The organism is Streptomyces sp. NPDC028910 (assembly GCF_055564955.1).
Window position 1 is genome coordinate 151550 of record NZ_JBVHVF010000007.1, and the last position, 15331, is coordinate 166880.

Genomic DNA, 15331 nt, shown 5'->3' on the forward strand with positions numbered 1-15331 from the left:
TTCCCCATGCCCTTTGAAGACGAACTCGGTGAAGCCCTCCGGCGTGCGGGGGACGGTTTCACGACCGACCGGCACGCCCTCGTGGACGCCGGCGAGGTCCGCGGCCGACGGCTGGTGGCGCGCCGCCGGGCCGCGATGGTCGGCGGATCCGTCCTGGCCCTGGCCCTGATCGGAACGGCGGGCGCCTACGCCGGCGGCCTGCTCGACGGCCCAGGCGGCCAGGGCCAGGTCAACGTGGCCGCCCCGCAGCCGTTGCCCACTGCCGCCCCGGGTGACGTGAGGAAGGCGCGTACCGGCACGGGCGCCGTCACCGCCGAAAAGATGATCGCCGTCTTCGAGCAACTGCTCCCGGACGGGAAGGTGTCCAAGGCCGAGGCGCGCGGCACGGGCGACGAGCGCGGCCCGATGGTCCGGGGCGTGTACGACGACGGGAAGGGCGAGGGGGCCATTGCGGTCGGCCTCTCGCGCACCGACCCCCAGGGGGACGGCGCCGGCCAGATGCTGGCCTGCCCCAACAAGGACCTCCTGGAGTTCGACGACTGCACGGTCGAGACGCTCGCGGACGGCTCGCGGATCCAGATCTACCAGGGCTACGAGTACCCCGACCGCCGCGAGGACACCAAGCTGTGGCGGGCCGTGCTGGTGACCCCGAAGGGGTTCCAGGTGGACGTGAGCGAATGGAACGCGGCAGCGGAGAAGGGTGCGCCCGTCTCGCGGCCCGCGCCACCCCTGAACCCGGCCCAGTTGAAGGCGTTCGCGCTCTCGCCGCTGTGGCACCCGGCACTGAACGACCTGCCGCGCGAGGCCGGTTCGCCCGCCCAGACCCCGCCGAGCCCCGGCGCGGACGCCGCACAGATCCTCCAGTCCCTGCTGCCGAGGAACGGGGTCACGGTCGTCTCCCATGGCGGCCAGGGCGACTACGCGTACGCCGTACTCGACGACGGCAACGGCAACTCGCTGGTCCAGGTCAACGCGCAGCCGGACATGGCGGATCTGCTCGCCGGCCCCATGGCGGGCGCGGACGTCACCACGCTGCCGGACGGCACCAAGGTGAAGGTGGAGCAGAAGCCGGGCGAGAAGGGCGGCGCCGGTGTGGTCTGGTGGAGCGTGGACACCATGCGTCCCAACGGCTTCCGGGTGGTGGTCTCCGCCTTCAACACCGGCAACCAGAACAAGTCGGCCACCCGCAGGGCCCCGCTGCTGACCATGGACCAGCTGCAGGAGATCGCGCTGAGCCCGAAGTGGAGGGCGCGCTAGCTCATTTGGCGTCCGCGTAGCACTCCACGACCGCCGTGGTGAACGGGAAACGGACCGGGGTGTCGCCGAAGGCGATCCGGCCGGCCCGGTCGCCGGCGCCGCGGATCGCCTCCACGACCGCCTCGGCCTCCTCGGCCGGGCAGTGCACGATCACCTCGTCGTGCTGGAAGAACACCAGCTCGGCCCGCATGGCGGAGGTCGCCTGGCGCAGGGCGGCGAGCAGCAGCAGGGCCCAGTCGGCGGCGCTGCCCTGGACGACGAAGTTACGGGTGAACCGGCCGCGGGCCCGGGTGTTGGTGGAGGCGTAGCTCGGGGTCCAGCCGTCGTCCCGGTCCTGCGGGATTCCGGCCTCGCCCGTGCCCGTGCCCGCGCCCGTGCCCGCGTCGCCGCCCGTGACCGTGCCCGCGCCGTCGCCGGGGTCCTCGTCGGTGTCGCCGGAGCCGGCGGGCGGCGGGCAGGTACGGCCCAGCCAGGTCCGTACGAGCCGGCCCTCCTCCCCGGCCTTCGCCGCATCGTCCACGTAGGCCACGGCCCGGGGGAAGCGGCGGCGGAGCGCGGCCAGGTTCTTCAGGCCGTCGCCGGAGGTCTGGCCGTAGACGGCGCCGAGGACGGCCAGCTTGGCCTTGTCCCGGTCGCCGGAGAAGCCCTGGCGGGAGACGGCGGTGTAGAGGTCTTCGGCCCGCCCGGCCACCGCCATGAAGGCGGGGTCGCGGGAGATCGCGGCGAGCACGCGCGGTTCCATCTGGTCCGCGTCGGCGACGACGAGCCGCCAGCCGGGGTCGGCGACCACGGCCCGGCGGATCACCTTGGGGATCTGCAGGGCCCCGCCGCCGTTGGTGACCCAGCGGCCGGTGAGGGTGCCGCCGGGGATGAACTCCGGGCGGAAGCGGCCGTCGTGGACCCAGTCCGCGAGCCAGCCCCAGCCGTGGGCGGTGTAGATCCGGTAGAGCTTCTTGTACTCGATCAACGGCTCGACGGCGGGGTGGTCCAGCTCCTGGATCTCCCAGCGGCGGGTGGACTTGAGCTTGATCCCGGCCTCGGCGAAGGCCTTGATGACGTCGGCGGGCAGTTCGGGGCGCACGCGTCTGCCGAAGGCGGCGGAGATGCGGTCGGCCAGTTCGGCGAGGCGCCGGGGCTCACCGCCGCCCGCGTACCGCTCGCCGAGCATGTCGGTCAGCAGGGCGCGGTGTACGTCGGCCCGCCAGGGCAGGCCCGCACGGTTCATCTCGGCGGCGACGAGGAAGGCCGCGGACTCGGCGGCGACGAGCAGCCGCATGCGGTCGGGGTGGGCGGTGGCGTCGAGCCGTTTCGCCTGGTCGGCGTGGACGGCGAGCAGCGCGTCCAGGGGGACGGGGGTGGGCTGCGGGTCGAAGAGGGAGTCCTGGGCGCGTGGCTCGGCGGCGCGCTGCCGGGGATCGGGCGGTACGGGGGCGTTGGTGAGCCGGGCCCAGGCGGCGGCGGCCGAGCGGGGCTCGCCGAAGCGGCCCTCATGGCCGAGGAGCAGGAGCTCGGCGGCCTCGATGTCGTGGCAGCGCTCGACGCGGGCGCCGGCCGCGAGCAGGCGGGGGTACACGGCGGCGGTGGACCGCCAGACCCAGCGGGTGCCGGGCGGGGCGGCCCGTACCGCCTCGGCGGGGTCGCGGACGCGCATCCGGACTCCGTCCGGGGGGTGGGCGGGTGCGGCGTGCCACCAGCCGTCGGCGTCCTCGGCGAGGGCCCATCGGGGGGTGCGGTCGCTCATGGGTGCGAGTGTCCCACCGGGGTCTGACAGGGGCTGGGCGCCGGGGCGTCGTGCCGGGCGCGGGCCGACTGCCGGGGCTCCGCCCCGGACCCCGCGCCTCAAACGCCGGCGGGGCTGGATGGTGCGGCGAGGCTGAAAGATCGGGGCTCCGCCCCGGGCCCCGCGCCTCAAACGCCGGCGGGGCTGAAATGCACGCTGGCGGGGCTGGAAGTGCGGCCGGGGTGGAAGATCGGGGCTCCGCCCCGGACCCCGCGCCTCAAACGCCGGCGGGGCTGGATGGTGCGGCGGGGCTGAAATGCACGGCGGCGGGGCTGGAAGTGCGGCCGGGCGGGCGTGCCAAGCTGGGAGGTGTGAGAGATCTTGCCGAGACCGTCGACCTAGCCTTCGCCGCCGCCCTCTACGCCCAGGACGACGCCGGGCTGGACACCGGGGCCTCGCTGCTCGTCGCCGATCCGGCGGGGTGGGGCGGGGTCGGGCGGGAGTTGCTGGCGCGCGGGGAGGCGTACGTACGGCAGGGCTGGGAGCGGGGATGGCAGCCGGCCGACGTGTTGCGGCTGGTCCGCCGGGACCTCGACGAGCGGCATCTGCGGATCACAGGAGACCTGATCGCCGCCGAGGCCCGCCGCTACGCCCGGCTCCCGGCGCGGTGGACGGTCGCCGAGGTGTGGTGGACGAGCGACGAGGAGTACGCCGACCAGCTCGCGCGGCGCGAACGGGCCGACCGGTTCACCCTGGCCACCGCCTTCCTGGAGGTGCTGCGGCTGCTGATCCGGCTGCCCTCGATCGAACCGGTGGGTCCGCTTCCCGGCGATCCGGCCGACGCCCTCGCGGAGCACGCCCACATCGAACCGCGCATGCTGGGCCGGATCCGCGCCCTGCTCGCCAAGGCCGAAGCGACCACCTTCCCGGAGGAGGCGGAGGCGCTCAGCGCAAAGGCCCAGGAGCTGATGGCCCGGCACACCGTGGACGAGGCACTGCTGGCCGCGCGCGGCGGCGCCCCGGCGCAGGTCCCGGGGGCCTGCCGGATCGGTGTCGAGCCCCCGTACGAGGAGGCGAAGGCGGTGCTGCTCGACGCGGTGGCCACCGCCAACCGCTGCCGGGCGGTGTGGAACAGCGGCCTGGAGTTCTCCACGGTGGTCGGCTTCGAGAGCGACCTGGAGGCGGTGGAGCTGCTCTACACCTCGCTGCTGGTGCAGGGCACGGCGGCGATGACCCGCGCGGAGGCGGTCCAGCGCTCGGGCGGACGCAAGCGGACGAAGACCTTCAGGCAGTCCTTCCTGCTCGCCTACGCCAGCCGGATCGGCCACCGGCTCGCCGAGACCGCCGAGCACACGGCGACGCAGGCCCCCGACAACCTGCCGGCCCTGGTGGCCCGCGACGTGGCGGTCACCTCGCGGGCGGAGGAGATGTTCCCCCGGACCACGACGACCAGGCTGCGCGGCGCCACCGACCACGCGGGCTGGGAGGACGGTACGGCCGCCGCCGACCGTGCCCACGTGGGGCGCGGCGGCAAGCCGCTCCCTCGCTAGCCGTGCCTCCGCCTCGAACGGCGGCCAGGCGGTACCGGGCGGACCTGTCTGTGATCAATGGAGCACCGCGCGTGCACGTGCATCTGCCCATGCAGGCGTTCATGAACACAGCTATGATCCGGTGGAGTTGATATCTGCACTATCGGGGGCTTCCTGTGGACCACGCGTACAACGGGATGGCAGCTGCAGAACTCGCTTCCTTGTTTGAGCTGACGTGGCAGAAGAGCAGACACAGCAACTCGCAGGGCTCCTGCGTGGAGTTCGCGAAGCTGCCCGGAGGTGACGTCGCCATGCGCAACTCACGCTTTCCGGACGGTCCGGCACTCATCTACACGCCGGCCGAGATAGAAGCCCTGCTGCTGGGCGTCAAGGACGGCGAGTTCGATCACTTGATCGGCTGACGGAACAGCGCACCCATCGAGCCATGCACGTGCACTGGCCGGGACTGATCGCAATGATCAATCCCGGCCAGTCGGTGTGTGTGGTGTGTGCCCGGTGGTCCGCCGCTCAGTCCTGGAGCAGGAACAGCGCCCAGACCACCTTGCCGGTCAGCCGTCCCGCGAGCGGGTGCCAGCCCCAGCTGTCGCTGTACGAGTCCACCAGGAACAGCCCCCGCCCCGACTCCAGGTCGAAGTTCTCCTCGGTGCGCTCCGGTGAGAAGGCCCCGCCGGGCCGGTCCTCGCTCGGGTCGCGCACCGCGCACACCAGCCGCGTGCTCCACCGCATCAGGTGCAGCCGTACCGGCGGCTCCGCCTCGCCGTCCGGGCCCTGGCCCCGCGATTCCTCGGGCAGGGCATGGCGCAGCGCGTTGGTGACGAGTTCGGAGACGACCAGGGCGACGTCGTCGAAGCGTTCGTCGAGGCCCCACTGGGTCAGCGTGGATCTGGTGAAAGTACGCGCGCCCCGCACCGCGTCGAACCGAGCGGGCAGAGCGCAGGAGGCGGACCCGGAGACAGCCGTGGGGTCGACCGGGGGAAGCCCCTGCCGTAACGGCTCGAGCATGGTCGATCCATTCGTCCCCATGCGAGGCACTCCCGGGATTCGCGGACGAAGCGGCGGCTGCGTCCAAAGAGAACTGCGGGGTGGGTCCGGCGCCGGCGCGAAGTGCACGCAGGTGCGCGGGGACCATCGTTCCGAATGGCGCAGCCGGATGCAAGGGCAGATGCACGTGCATGCGCCGGACCTGTCCCCTCCCGTGATGGTTCTTGCTCATTTCTTCCCCCGAGGACTTCTGGACTTCTTCCCCGGTGGGCAGGATTCCGTTACAGAACGAGTACGGGCCGATGCGTTTTGGTGGCAGACTGCGGGCCCTGGGGTACGGGGGCCCCTCGACGCGCACGCATGCCAATTGCGATGGGGAGGGCAGTACTAGTGACCGCAGAAGCGAGCGGTTCTGTGGTGCGCCGCATCCTCCTGGGCTCCCAGCTCAGGCGACTCCGAGAATCCCGCGGCATCACCCGTGAGGCGGCCGGCTACTCGATCCGCGCATCCGAATCGAAGATCAGCCGCTTGGAGTTGGGAAGGGTGAGCTTCAAGGCCAGAGACGTGGAGGACCTCCTCACGCTCTACGGAGTCACGGACAGCACGGAGCGCGAGTCGCTGCTGGGGCTGGTCCGGGAGGCCAACGCGACGGGCTGGTGGCACAGTTACGGCGACGTCCTGCCCGGCTGGTTCCAGACGTACATCGGCCTGGAGGGCGCCGCCTCGCTCATCCGGATCTATGAAGTCCAGTTCGTCCACGGGCTGTTGCAGACCGAGGCATACGCCCACGCCGTCGTCAGCCGCGGCATGCCCGGCGCCACCGCCGCCGAGATCGACCGCCGCGTCGCACTGCGCCTGGAGCGGCAGAAGGTCCTCGTCTCCGAGAACGCCCCGGTCTTCCACGCCGTCCTCGACGAGGCCGCGCTGCGCCGCCCGTACGGCGACCGCGACGTCATGCGCGGTCAGCTGGAGCACCTCATCGAGGTCTCACAACGACCCAACGTCCAGCTCCAGGTGATGCCCTTCTCCTTCGGCGGGCACGCGGGCGAGAGCGGAGCCTTCACCCTGCTGCGCTTCCCCGAATCGGACCTCCAGGACATCGTCTATCTGGAACAGCTCACCAGTGCCCTCTACCTGGACAAGGACGAGGAAGTGGGGCAGTACGAGCGGGCGATGGAGCGGCTCCAGGCCGACTGCCCCGACGCCGACCGGACCCGGGATCTTCTCCGTGGCCTACTCCAACTGTCTTGATTCGCACGTAGTATGACGTCTGATCAGTGCATGATGACCGATCGGTCTCCGGTGCAGCGCACGGGTGCGCGCTCGCAGTAAGGGATGGCATGTCCATATTCAGCGACCTCGCTCACCAGTACATCGACGGCGAATGGCTGGCCGGCAACGGTTCGTGGGACATCATCGACGTCAACCCGTACAACGGGGAGAAGCTCGCGGCCATCACCGTGGCCACCGTCGAGCAGGTGGACCAGGCCTACCGCGGCGCCGAGCGCGCCCAGCGGGAGTGGGCCGCCACCAGCCCGTACCTCAGACGCGCGGTCCTGGAGCGCGCCCTGCGGATCACCGAGGAGCGCGAGAAGGAGATCGTCGAGGCGATGATCGACGAGCTCGGCGGGACCCGTCCCAAGGCCGAGTACGAGGTGTACCTCGCCAAGGAGTTCATCCGCGAGTCCCTCCAGCTCGCCGTCCGCCCCGAGGGCCGGATCCTCGCCTCGCCGGTCGAGGGCAAGGAGAACCGGGTCCAGCGGCTCCCCGTCGGCGTCGTCACCGTGATCAGCCCCTTCAACTTCCCCTTCCTGGTCACCCTGAAGTCGGTCGCCCCCGCCCTCGCGCTGGGCAACGCGGTGGTCATCAAGCCGAACCAGAACGCCCCGGTGGTGGGCGGCGGGGTGATAGCCAGGATCTTCGAGGACGCGGGACTGCCGGCCGGCCTGCTGAACGTCCTCGTCACCGACATAGCCGAGATAGGCGACGCGCTCCTGACCCACCCCGTCCCCAAGGTCATCTCCTTCGCGGGCTCCGACCGGGTCGGCCGGCACGTCGGCGCGGTCGCCGCCAAGCACTTCAAGCGGACGGTCCTGGAGCTGAGCGGCAACAGCGCGCTCGTCGTCCTCGACGACGCCGACGTCGACTACGCGGTGGACGCGGCCGTCTTCAGCCGCTTCGTCTACCAGGGCCAGGTCTGCATGGCCGCGAACCGGATCCTGGTCGACGCGGCCGTCGCGGAGGAGTTCACCGAGAAGTTCACCGCCCGCGTGCGCAGCCTGCGGACGGGCGACCCGCACGAGGCGGACACCCACATCGGCCCGCTGATCAACTCCTTCCAGGCCGACGCCCTGACCGCGCTCGTGGACCAGGCCGTGGAATCCGGCGCGCAGGCGCTCGTACGGGGATCTACGCGCGGCAACCTGGTCGAGCCGACCGTGCTCGCCGGCCTCCCCGAGGACTCCCCGCTGCTGGCCCAGGAGATCTTCGGCCCGGTGGCCCTGCTGGTGGTCTTCGACGGCGAGGACGAGGCTGTACGGCTGACCAACGCGACGCCGTACGGCCTGAGCGGCGCCGTGCACACGCGGGACGTGGAGCGGGGCGTCCGCTTCGCGCAGCGGATCGAGACGGGAATGATCCACGTCAACGACTCCACGATCGGGGACGAGCCGCTGGCCGCCTTCGGCGGTGAGAAGGCCTCGGGCCTGGGCCGGCTGAACGGCGAGGCCACGATCGAGGCCTTCACCACCCAGAAGTGGATCTCGGTGCAGCACGGCCGGACCCGCTTCCCGTTCTAGTGCTGTGACCCGGTGAACCCTTCCGGTCACGGCACTAGACTCGGCCGGGCGTACGCGGCGCCGCCCGGGGGAGAACGAGTTGAGCAACATACCGGAGACCGGCCGGACCCCTCGGGTCCAGAACCGGCTCGTCGTCATCCAGATCGTGGTCTTCTCGCTGCTGCTCACGCTGGGCGGACGCCTCTGGTACCTCCAGATACGCAATGGCCAGGAGTACACGGACGAGGCGAAGAACAACCACGTCCAGCAGGTGGTCCAGCCCGCCGTGCGCGGCTCGATCCTCGACTCGCGCGGGATCCCGCTCGCCGACAACGCGACCCACCTCGTGGTCTCCGCCAGCCGCACCGAGCTGCTGACCATGAAGGACAAGGGCAGGTCCGTCCTGGTCCGGCTCGCCGGGGTGCTGGGCATGGACCCCCAGGAGGTCGTCGACAAGGTCCGGCTCTGCGACTCCAAGACCAAGCAGCCCTGCTGGAACGGCTCCCCGTACCAGCCGATCCCGGTCAGTGACCAGGCGACCACCGAGCAGGCCCTGCAGATCCGCGAGCACCCGGAGGACTTCCCCGGCATCACGGCCGAGGCGACCGCCCTGCGGCGCTACGCGGGCCCGGACGGGGCCAACACCTCCCAGGTGCTGGGCTACCTCTCGCCGGTCACCGACGAGGAGATCGCCAAGGCGAAGAAGTCCGACTCCCCGTACCTGCGCTCCGACCAGGTGGGCCGCTCCGGCCTGGAGCGCACGTACGACAAGGAGCTGCGCGGCAAGGCGGGCATCACCCGCTACGAGGTGGACAACCTCGGCCGGGTCATCGGGCAGGGCGAGAGCGACCCGGCGCAGCCCGGCTCGAACATCGTGACCTCGATCGACTCCCGCGTGCAGGCGGTCGCCGAGCGCGAGCTGAACAACGCGATGGTCGAGGCCCGCAAGACGTACGACAAGAACAACACGCGCAGGAACTACGAGGCGGACTCGGGCTCCGTCGTGGTGATGGAGACCAAGACCGGCCGCGTCGTGGCGATGGCCTCGAACCCGACCTACGACCCGAACGCCTGGGTGGGCGGCATCTCCGCCAAGGACTACGCCGCACTCACCGACAAGGAGTCGAACTACCCGTTGCTGAACCGGGCGATCCAGGCCCAGGCGGCGCCGGGTTCCATCTTCAAGGTGGTCACCTCCACCGCCGCGGTCAATGCCGGATACCCGTTCAACAACCGCTATCCCTGCCCCAGCTCGTACTCGGTCGGCAACCAGACCTTCACGAACTTCGAGTCGCAGGGCCACGGCGACATCACCATCGGCCGGGCCCTCGAAGTCTCCTGCGACACCGTCTACTACGCCCTCGCGGACCAGGAGTGGAAGAAGGACGGCGGGATCAACCCGAAGAAGAACCCGAACGACTGGTTCTTCAAGACCGCCCACGAGTTCGGCCTGGGCAAGCGCACCGGCATCGACCTGCCGAACGAGGTGCCCGGCCGGGTCCCCGACCGGAAGTGGAAGCAGGACTTCTTCGAGGCGAACAAGGCCGCCTGGTGCCGCGACGGCAAGAAGAACGGCACCTTCGCCGAGAAGATCGCCTACGAGAACTGCCGCCAGGGCAACCAGATGCGCGAGGGCGACGCCATCAACTACTCGATCGGCCAGGGCGACACCCTCGTCACCCCGATCCAGATGGCCTCCGTCTACGCGGCCATCGCCAACGGCGGCACGCTCCACCAGCCCAGCGTCGGCAAGGCGATCGTCAGCGCCGACGGAAAGTCGGTCCAGGAGATCGCGCCGAAGGTACAGGGCAAGCTGCCGATGGACGCCAAGACCCGCGACAACATCGATCAGGCCCTCGCCGGAGTGGCCACCAACGGCAGCGCCGCCTGGCGCTTCGTCGGCTGGCCGCAGAAGCAGATCCCGATGCACGCCAAGACCGGCACGGCCGAGGTCCAGGGCAAGCAGACCACCTCGTGGTTCGCCTCGTACACCGAGGACTACTCGATCGTGATGACGATCTCCCAGGGCGGCACCGGCTCGGGTGCGTCGGGACCGGCGGTCCGCAAGATCTACGAGGCGATGTACGGGCTCGACCCGACGGGCAAGCAGGACCTCTCCAAGGCCCTGCTCCCGCAGCCCGCCACCGCGCTGCCCGCGATCCGCCCGGACGGGGAGATCGCCCCCCACTGAGCGGAATCTAGGACAGGGGCTGACCGCAAGTGTCGATAGCGTGTGTGGTGTTGGGGGGACGGGCTCCCCGGCGACATCCCACGCAGAAGGCGGTTGGTCATGGCTCAGATTTCCACTGAGGTCCTCGGCGACGAGCGCGGCACGCTCCTCGCCTTCGTCGAGGCCCAGCGCACGGCGATCCGCGACACGCTCGCCGGGCTCAGCGAGGAGCAGGCCGCGAGCCGTCCCAGCGTCAGCGAGCTCACCCTGTCCGGGGTGCTCAAGCACGTGGCCGAGGCCGAGCTGGCCTGGCTGCGGATGGCGCAGCAGCGGCCCAACGAGCGGCAGCGCACCGACGAGACCCGCGGCGACATGTTCCGGCTCGTGGGGGGCGAGTCCATGGCCGACGTCCTGGCCTTCTGGGACGAGGTCCGGCAGGAGACGGAGGCCTTCATCGCCGCCGTCCCCAGCCTCGACGACACCTTCCCGCTGCCCGAGGCGCCCTGGTTCCCGAAGGACGGCAAGGTCTCGATGCGCTGGATGCTCCTGCACCTGATCGAGGAGTTCGCCCGGCACGCCGGCCACAGCGACATCGTCCGCGAATCCCTGGACGGCACCCGCGCCATGGGTTAGGGCCATGGCCATGGGTGAGGGTCACGGGGGAGGGCCATGGGCGAGGGCCATGGCCGAGGGACGGCTGAGTAGCCTGGCCCCATGTCAGCGATCCGGCTTCTTGTCCTCGGTGCGGTCCGCCAGCACGGGCGGGCCCACGGGTACCAGGTACGCAACGACCTGGAGTACTGGGGCGCCCACGAGTGGTCGAACACCAAGCCCGGATCGATCTACCACGCGCTCAAGCAGATGGCGAAGCAGGGCGTCCTGCACGCGCACGAGGTGGCGCCGAGCGTGGCGGGCGGGCCGCCGCGCACCGAGTACGAGGTGACGGACGCCGGCCGCGAGGAGTACTTCAGGCTGCTGCGCGAGGCGCTCGCGGCATACGACCAGAAGACGGACGTGCTGTCGGCGGCGATCGGCTTCATGGTCGACCTGCCGCGGGACGAGGTGCTCGCGCTGCTCCGGGAGCGGCTGGCGAAGCTGGCCGGCTGGCGTACTTCGGTGACCGAGTACTACACGCCGGAGGGCGGCCCCGAGGCGCTGGGCCACATCGGCGAGATCATGCACAGGTGGGTCCACTCCGCGGACGCCGAGGCGGAGTGGACGCGGGGGCTGATCGCCCGGATCGAGGGGGGCGCGTACTCCTTCGCGGGCGAGGGCGGCGAACCGTTCGTGGGCGTCCTCGCGGACGGCCAGGAGAATCCGTACGCCTCGCGGCAAGACGTGTAATCAAGTTTGACTAGACGAGAGCCGGGGTCTACCTTTGCGGTCCAGCTACTCAAATTTGCCTAATGAGGGAGCGATGGTGGCGATTTCCGTCCGAGCTGTCCACAAGCGGTACGGCGACAAGCCCGCCCTGACCGGGCTCGACCTGGAGGTGGCGCGCGGGACGGTGCACGCCGTGCTCGGCCCCAACGGGGCCGGCAAGACCACGGCGGTCCGCATCATGAGCACCCTGCTGCGGCACGACGAGGGCGTGGTCCGGGTGGCGGGGCACGACGTACGGACGGACCCGGCGGCCGTCCGCGCCCGGATCGGGCTGCTCGGCCAGCACGCGGCGCTCGACGAGGAACTGTCCGGGCGGCAGAACCTGGAGATGTTCGGCCGCCTCCACCACCTGGGCGCGCGGCGGGCCGGGCCGCGGGCCGACGAACTCCTGGACCGCTTCGGCCTCGCGGACACCGGCCGCAAGCCGGTGAAGCAGTACAGCGGCGGCATGCGGCGCCGGCTCGACCTCGCGGCGTCCTTGATCACCGAGCCGGAGGTGCTCTTCCTCGACGAGCCGACCACCGGGCTCGACCCGCGCGGCCGCGCCGAGGTGTGGAGCGCGGTCCGCTCACTGGTGGGCGGCGGCACCACGGTCCTGCTGACCACGCAGTACCTGGAGGAGGCCGACCAGCTGGCCGACCGCATCGCGCTGATCGACGCCGGGCGGGTGGCGGCCGAGGGCACCGCGGACGAGCTGAAGTCCCTCGTCGGGGCGGACCGGATCGTCGTCGTCCTGCGGGACGCGGCGCGCCTCGCGCAGGCGGCGGAGCTGCTCCCCGACCCGTCCGTGGACCCGGACTCCCTCACCCTGAGCTTCCCGGTGGAGGACCGCATGGCGGGCCTGACCCTGACCCTGCGGGCGCTGGAGGGGGCGGGGATCGAGGCGGCGGACCTCTCGGTCCGGCGGCCCACGCTCGACGAGGTCTTCCTGCACCTGACCGACCGCGGCGACGGCGCCGACCGCGGCGACCGCGCTGACCGTACCGACAGCACCGACGCCACGGAGGTGGCCGCATGAGCACGACGTGGGTGGTCGCGGACTCCTGGACGATGACCCGGCGCGAGCTCGCGCACTGGGCGCGTCAGCCGGTCCAGATGGTCGTCGGACTCGTCTTCCCGGTGATGCTGCTGCTGATGTTCGGCTTCCTGGTCGGCGGCGGGCGCGGGATCGACGGCGAGTACGTCGAGTTCCTGGTGCCCGGGATGCTCGCGCTGACCATGGCCTTCGGCCTGGAGGCGACGATGACCGCGGTCACGCAGGACCTGGGCAAGGGAGTGATCGACCGGTTCCGCGCCATGCCGATGTCGTCCTCGGCGGTGCTGGTCGGCCGCAGCGTGGCGGACATGCTCCAGTCGGCGGTGGGGCTGGCGGTCCTGGCCGGTGTCGGCCTGCTGCTCGGCTGGCGCTGGCACGGCTCGCCGGTGGCCGCGCTGCTGGCCTTCGCGCTGCTCCTGCTGCTGCGGTTCGCGATGCTGTGGATCGGCATCTGGCTCGGCATGGTCGCGGGCCGTCCGGAGCTGGTGCAGGCGGTGCAGATCCTGGTGTGGCCGGTGGGCTTCCTCTCCAACGCCTTCGCCACCCCGGAGTCGATGCCGGGCTGGCTGGGGGCGGTGGTGGAATGGAACCCGATGTCGGCGACGGCGACGGCGGTCCGCGACCTGTTCGGGAACCCGGCGGCGGCGCCCCCGTCGTGGGCCTCCGACCACGCCGCCCTGCTCGCCGTCGGCTGGCCGGTCCTGCTGCTGGCGGTCTTCTTCCCGCTGGCGGTGGCCAGGTTCCGCGGCCTGAGCCGCTGAACGCGGGGCGCGGCCGGCTCCGGAAGGGACTTGCACCTCACGCCACGTGAGGGACCACAGTGAAGGGCGTACCCAACCAGAGGGGGGGAAGAGATGAGCTACTCCGTGGGCCAGGTCGCCGGATTCGCCGGAGTCACGGTGCGCACCCTGCACCACTACGACGAGATCGGTCTGCTCTGCCCGAGCGGCCGCAGCCACGCGGGTCACCGGCGGTACGACGACGCCGACCTGGACCGGCTGCAGCGGATCCTGTTCTACCGGGAGCTCGGCTTCCCCCTCGACGAGGTCGCGGTCCTGCTGGACGACCCGGAATCGGATCCGCGGGAGCACCTGCGCCGGCAGCACGCCCTGCTGACCGACCGGATCTCCCGGCTCCAGCAGATGGCCAAGGCCGTTGAGCACGCCATGGAGGCGAAGAAGATGGGCATCAACCTCACGCCCGAGGAGAAGTTCGAGGTCTTCGGGGACAACGACCCGGAGCAGTACGCGGAGGAGGCCGAGCAGCGGTGGGGCGGCACTGACCAGTTCGCGGAGTCGCAGCGCCGGGCCGCGTCCTACACCAAGGACGACTGGAAGCGGATCCAGGACGAGTCCGCCGACTGGGGCAGCCGGTACGCGGCGCTCATGGAGGCCGGCGAGCCCGCCGAGGGCGAGCGCGCGATGGACCTGGCCGAGGAGCACCGCCGCCACATCAGCACCTGGTTCTACGACTGCTCGTACGAGATGCACACGTGCCTCGGCGACATGTACGTGGCGGACGAGCGGTTCACGGCCTTCTACGACACCGTGAAGCCGGGCCTCGCCGCGCATCTGCGGGACGCGATCACGGCCAACGCGGTACGCGCGCTGTAGGCGCGGACGTCACGCATCCGACCCCCTCCGGTCCCTGGAACCGGGCGGGGGTCGTGTGCGTTGATAATTGAGACCGCTCGCCCCCGCAGCACGCCCCCCGATCCAGGAGAGCCCGGAAACCGTGTATACGCTTGCGCTCGGCCCTGAGTGGCTCACCCCGGACTATTTGATCTCGCACTTCGGCTTGATCGGCATCCTGGTCATCGTCTTCGCCGAGTCGGGACTCTTCGCGTTCCTGCCGGGCGACTCCCTGCTGTTCACGGCGGGTCTGCTGGTCGCGGACGGGCAGTACATCAAGCAGCCGCTCTGGCTGGTGTGCACCCTGATCGTGGCCGCCGCGATCATCGGCGACCAGGTCGGCTACATGATCGGCAAGTACTTCGGACCGAAGATCTTCAACCGGCCGAACTCCAAGCTCTTCAAGCGGGAGAACCTCGACAAGGCGCACGAGTTCATGGACCGGCACGGCCCGAAGGCCATCGTGCTCGCCCGTTTCGTGCCGATCATCCGCACCTTCGCGCCGATGGTCGCCGGCGCCGGCACGATGAAGTACCGCACCTTCCTGACGTACAACGTCATCGGCGGCATCGGCTGGGGCGCGGGCGTCACGGTCGCGGGCTACTGGCTCGGCCAGATCGAGTTCATCAAGACGAACGTCGAGCCGATCCTCGTGGGCATCGTCCTCCTCTCGGTCATCCCGGTGGTCTTCGAGGTCCTCAAGGCCCGCAAGGAGAACCAGGCGAAGGGCGCCGACGCCGACGCCGAGGCCGCAGTCGTCGCCGCCGACGGCTCCGGCCCGCAGGGACCCGGCCAGCGCGGCCGCCACGCCAAGCGCTAGACGCCC

The 15331-nt window shown here is 70.9% G+C and carries 14 protein-coding genes; 12 read left to right on the forward strand and 2 right to left on the reverse strand.

The features are described from left to right. Positions 1-6: 6 nt before the first annotated feature. Entirely contained in the window at positions 7-1257 is a 1251-nt protein-coding gene (locus tag ACZ4TV_RS12440) for a hypothetical protein (protein ID WP_468133573.1), read from the forward strand. A 1-nt stretch (position 1258) separates the two neighbouring features. Here the strand turns inward: ACZ4TV_RS12440 and ACZ4TV_RS12445 are convergent, their stop codons facing one another. Then, positions 1259-2998, reverse strand: a complete 1740-nt coding sequence (locus tag ACZ4TV_RS12445; protein WP_468133575.1) for a bifunctional 3'-5' exonuclease/DNA polymerase — start codon at positions 2996-2998, stop codon at positions 1259-1261. A gap of 350 nt (positions 2999-3348) precedes the next feature. Here ACZ4TV_RS12445 and ACZ4TV_RS12450 point away from each other — a divergent pair, with 350 nt between their 5' ends. Beyond that, on the forward strand, positions 3349-4527 hold the full coding sequence (locus ACZ4TV_RS12450; RefSeq protein ID WP_468133577.1) for a DUF2786 domain-containing protein: 1179 nt from the start codon (positions 3349-3351) through the stop codon (positions 4525-4527). A 155-nt stretch (positions 4528-4682) separates the two neighbouring features. Then, entirely contained in the window at positions 4683-4928 is a 246-nt protein-coding gene (locus ACZ4TV_RS12455) for a DUF397 domain-containing protein (protein ID WP_468133579.1), read from the forward strand. 106 nt (positions 4929-5034) lie between these two features. Here the strand turns inward: ACZ4TV_RS12455 and ACZ4TV_RS12460 are convergent, their stop codons facing one another. After that, positions 5035-5550 (reverse strand): ATP-binding protein, encoded by a 516-nt coding sequence (locus ACZ4TV_RS12460; protein WP_468133581.1) that lies wholly within the window; start codon positions 5548-5550, stop codon positions 5035-5037. A gap of 330 nt (positions 5551-5880) precedes the next feature. Here ACZ4TV_RS12460 and ACZ4TV_RS12465 point away from each other — a divergent pair, with 330 nt between their 5' ends. The 9 genes from ACZ4TV_RS12465 to ACZ4TV_RS12505 all read left to right on the forward strand — a co-directional run bounded on the left by ACZ4TV_RS12465 (position 5881) and on the right by ACZ4TV_RS12505 (position 15325). Further along, the gene (locus ACZ4TV_RS12465) at positions 5881-6759 is read left to right on the forward strand and encodes a helix-turn-helix domain-containing protein (protein ID WP_468133583.1); all 879 of its coding nucleotides are present in this window, start codon (positions 5881-5883) and stop codon (positions 6757-6759) included. Positions 6760-6848: 89 nt separating this feature from the next. Next, on the forward strand, positions 6849-8306 hold the full coding sequence (locus tag ACZ4TV_RS12470; RefSeq protein ID WP_468133585.1) for an aldehyde dehydrogenase family protein: 1458 nt from the start codon (positions 6849-6851) through the stop codon (positions 8304-8306). 79 nt (positions 8307-8385) lie between these two features. Further along, positions 8386-10476, forward strand: coding sequence for a penicillin-binding protein 2 (gene mrdA, locus ACZ4TV_RS12475; RefSeq protein ID WP_468133587.1), 2091 nt, complete (start codon positions 8386-8388; stop codon positions 10474-10476). A 99-nt stretch (positions 10477-10575) separates the two neighbouring features. Then, on the forward strand, positions 10576-11088 hold the full coding sequence (locus ACZ4TV_RS12480) for a DinB family protein (protein WP_468133589.1): 513 nt from the start codon (positions 10576-10578) through the stop codon (positions 11086-11088). A gap of 81 nt (positions 11089-11169) precedes the next feature. Next, positions 11170-11799 (forward strand): PadR family transcriptional regulator, encoded by a 630-nt coding sequence (locus ACZ4TV_RS12485; protein WP_468133591.1) that lies wholly within the window; start codon positions 11170-11172, stop codon positions 11797-11799. A gap of 73 nt (positions 11800-11872) precedes the next feature. Beyond that, entirely contained in the window at positions 11873-12856 is a 984-nt protein-coding gene (locus ACZ4TV_RS12490) for an ATP-binding cassette domain-containing protein (RefSeq protein WP_468133593.1), read from the forward strand. Beyond that, entirely contained in the window at positions 12853-13635 is a 783-nt protein-coding gene (locus ACZ4TV_RS12495; RefSeq protein WP_468133595.1) for an ABC transporter permease, read from the forward strand. Before ACZ4TV_RS12490 ends, ACZ4TV_RS12495 begins: the two co-directional genes overlap by 4 nt. A gap of 93 nt (positions 13636-13728) precedes the next feature. Further along, entirely contained in the window at positions 13729-14487 is a 759-nt protein-coding gene (locus ACZ4TV_RS12500) for a MerR family transcriptional regulator (RefSeq protein WP_468133597.1), read from the forward strand. Between the two features lie 121 nt (positions 14488-14608). Then, complete coding sequence (locus ACZ4TV_RS12505) at positions 14609-15325, forward strand: DedA family protein (protein WP_468133599.1); 717 nt, start codon at positions 14609-14611, stop codon at positions 15323-15325. Positions 15326-15331: the final 6 nt, after the last annotated feature.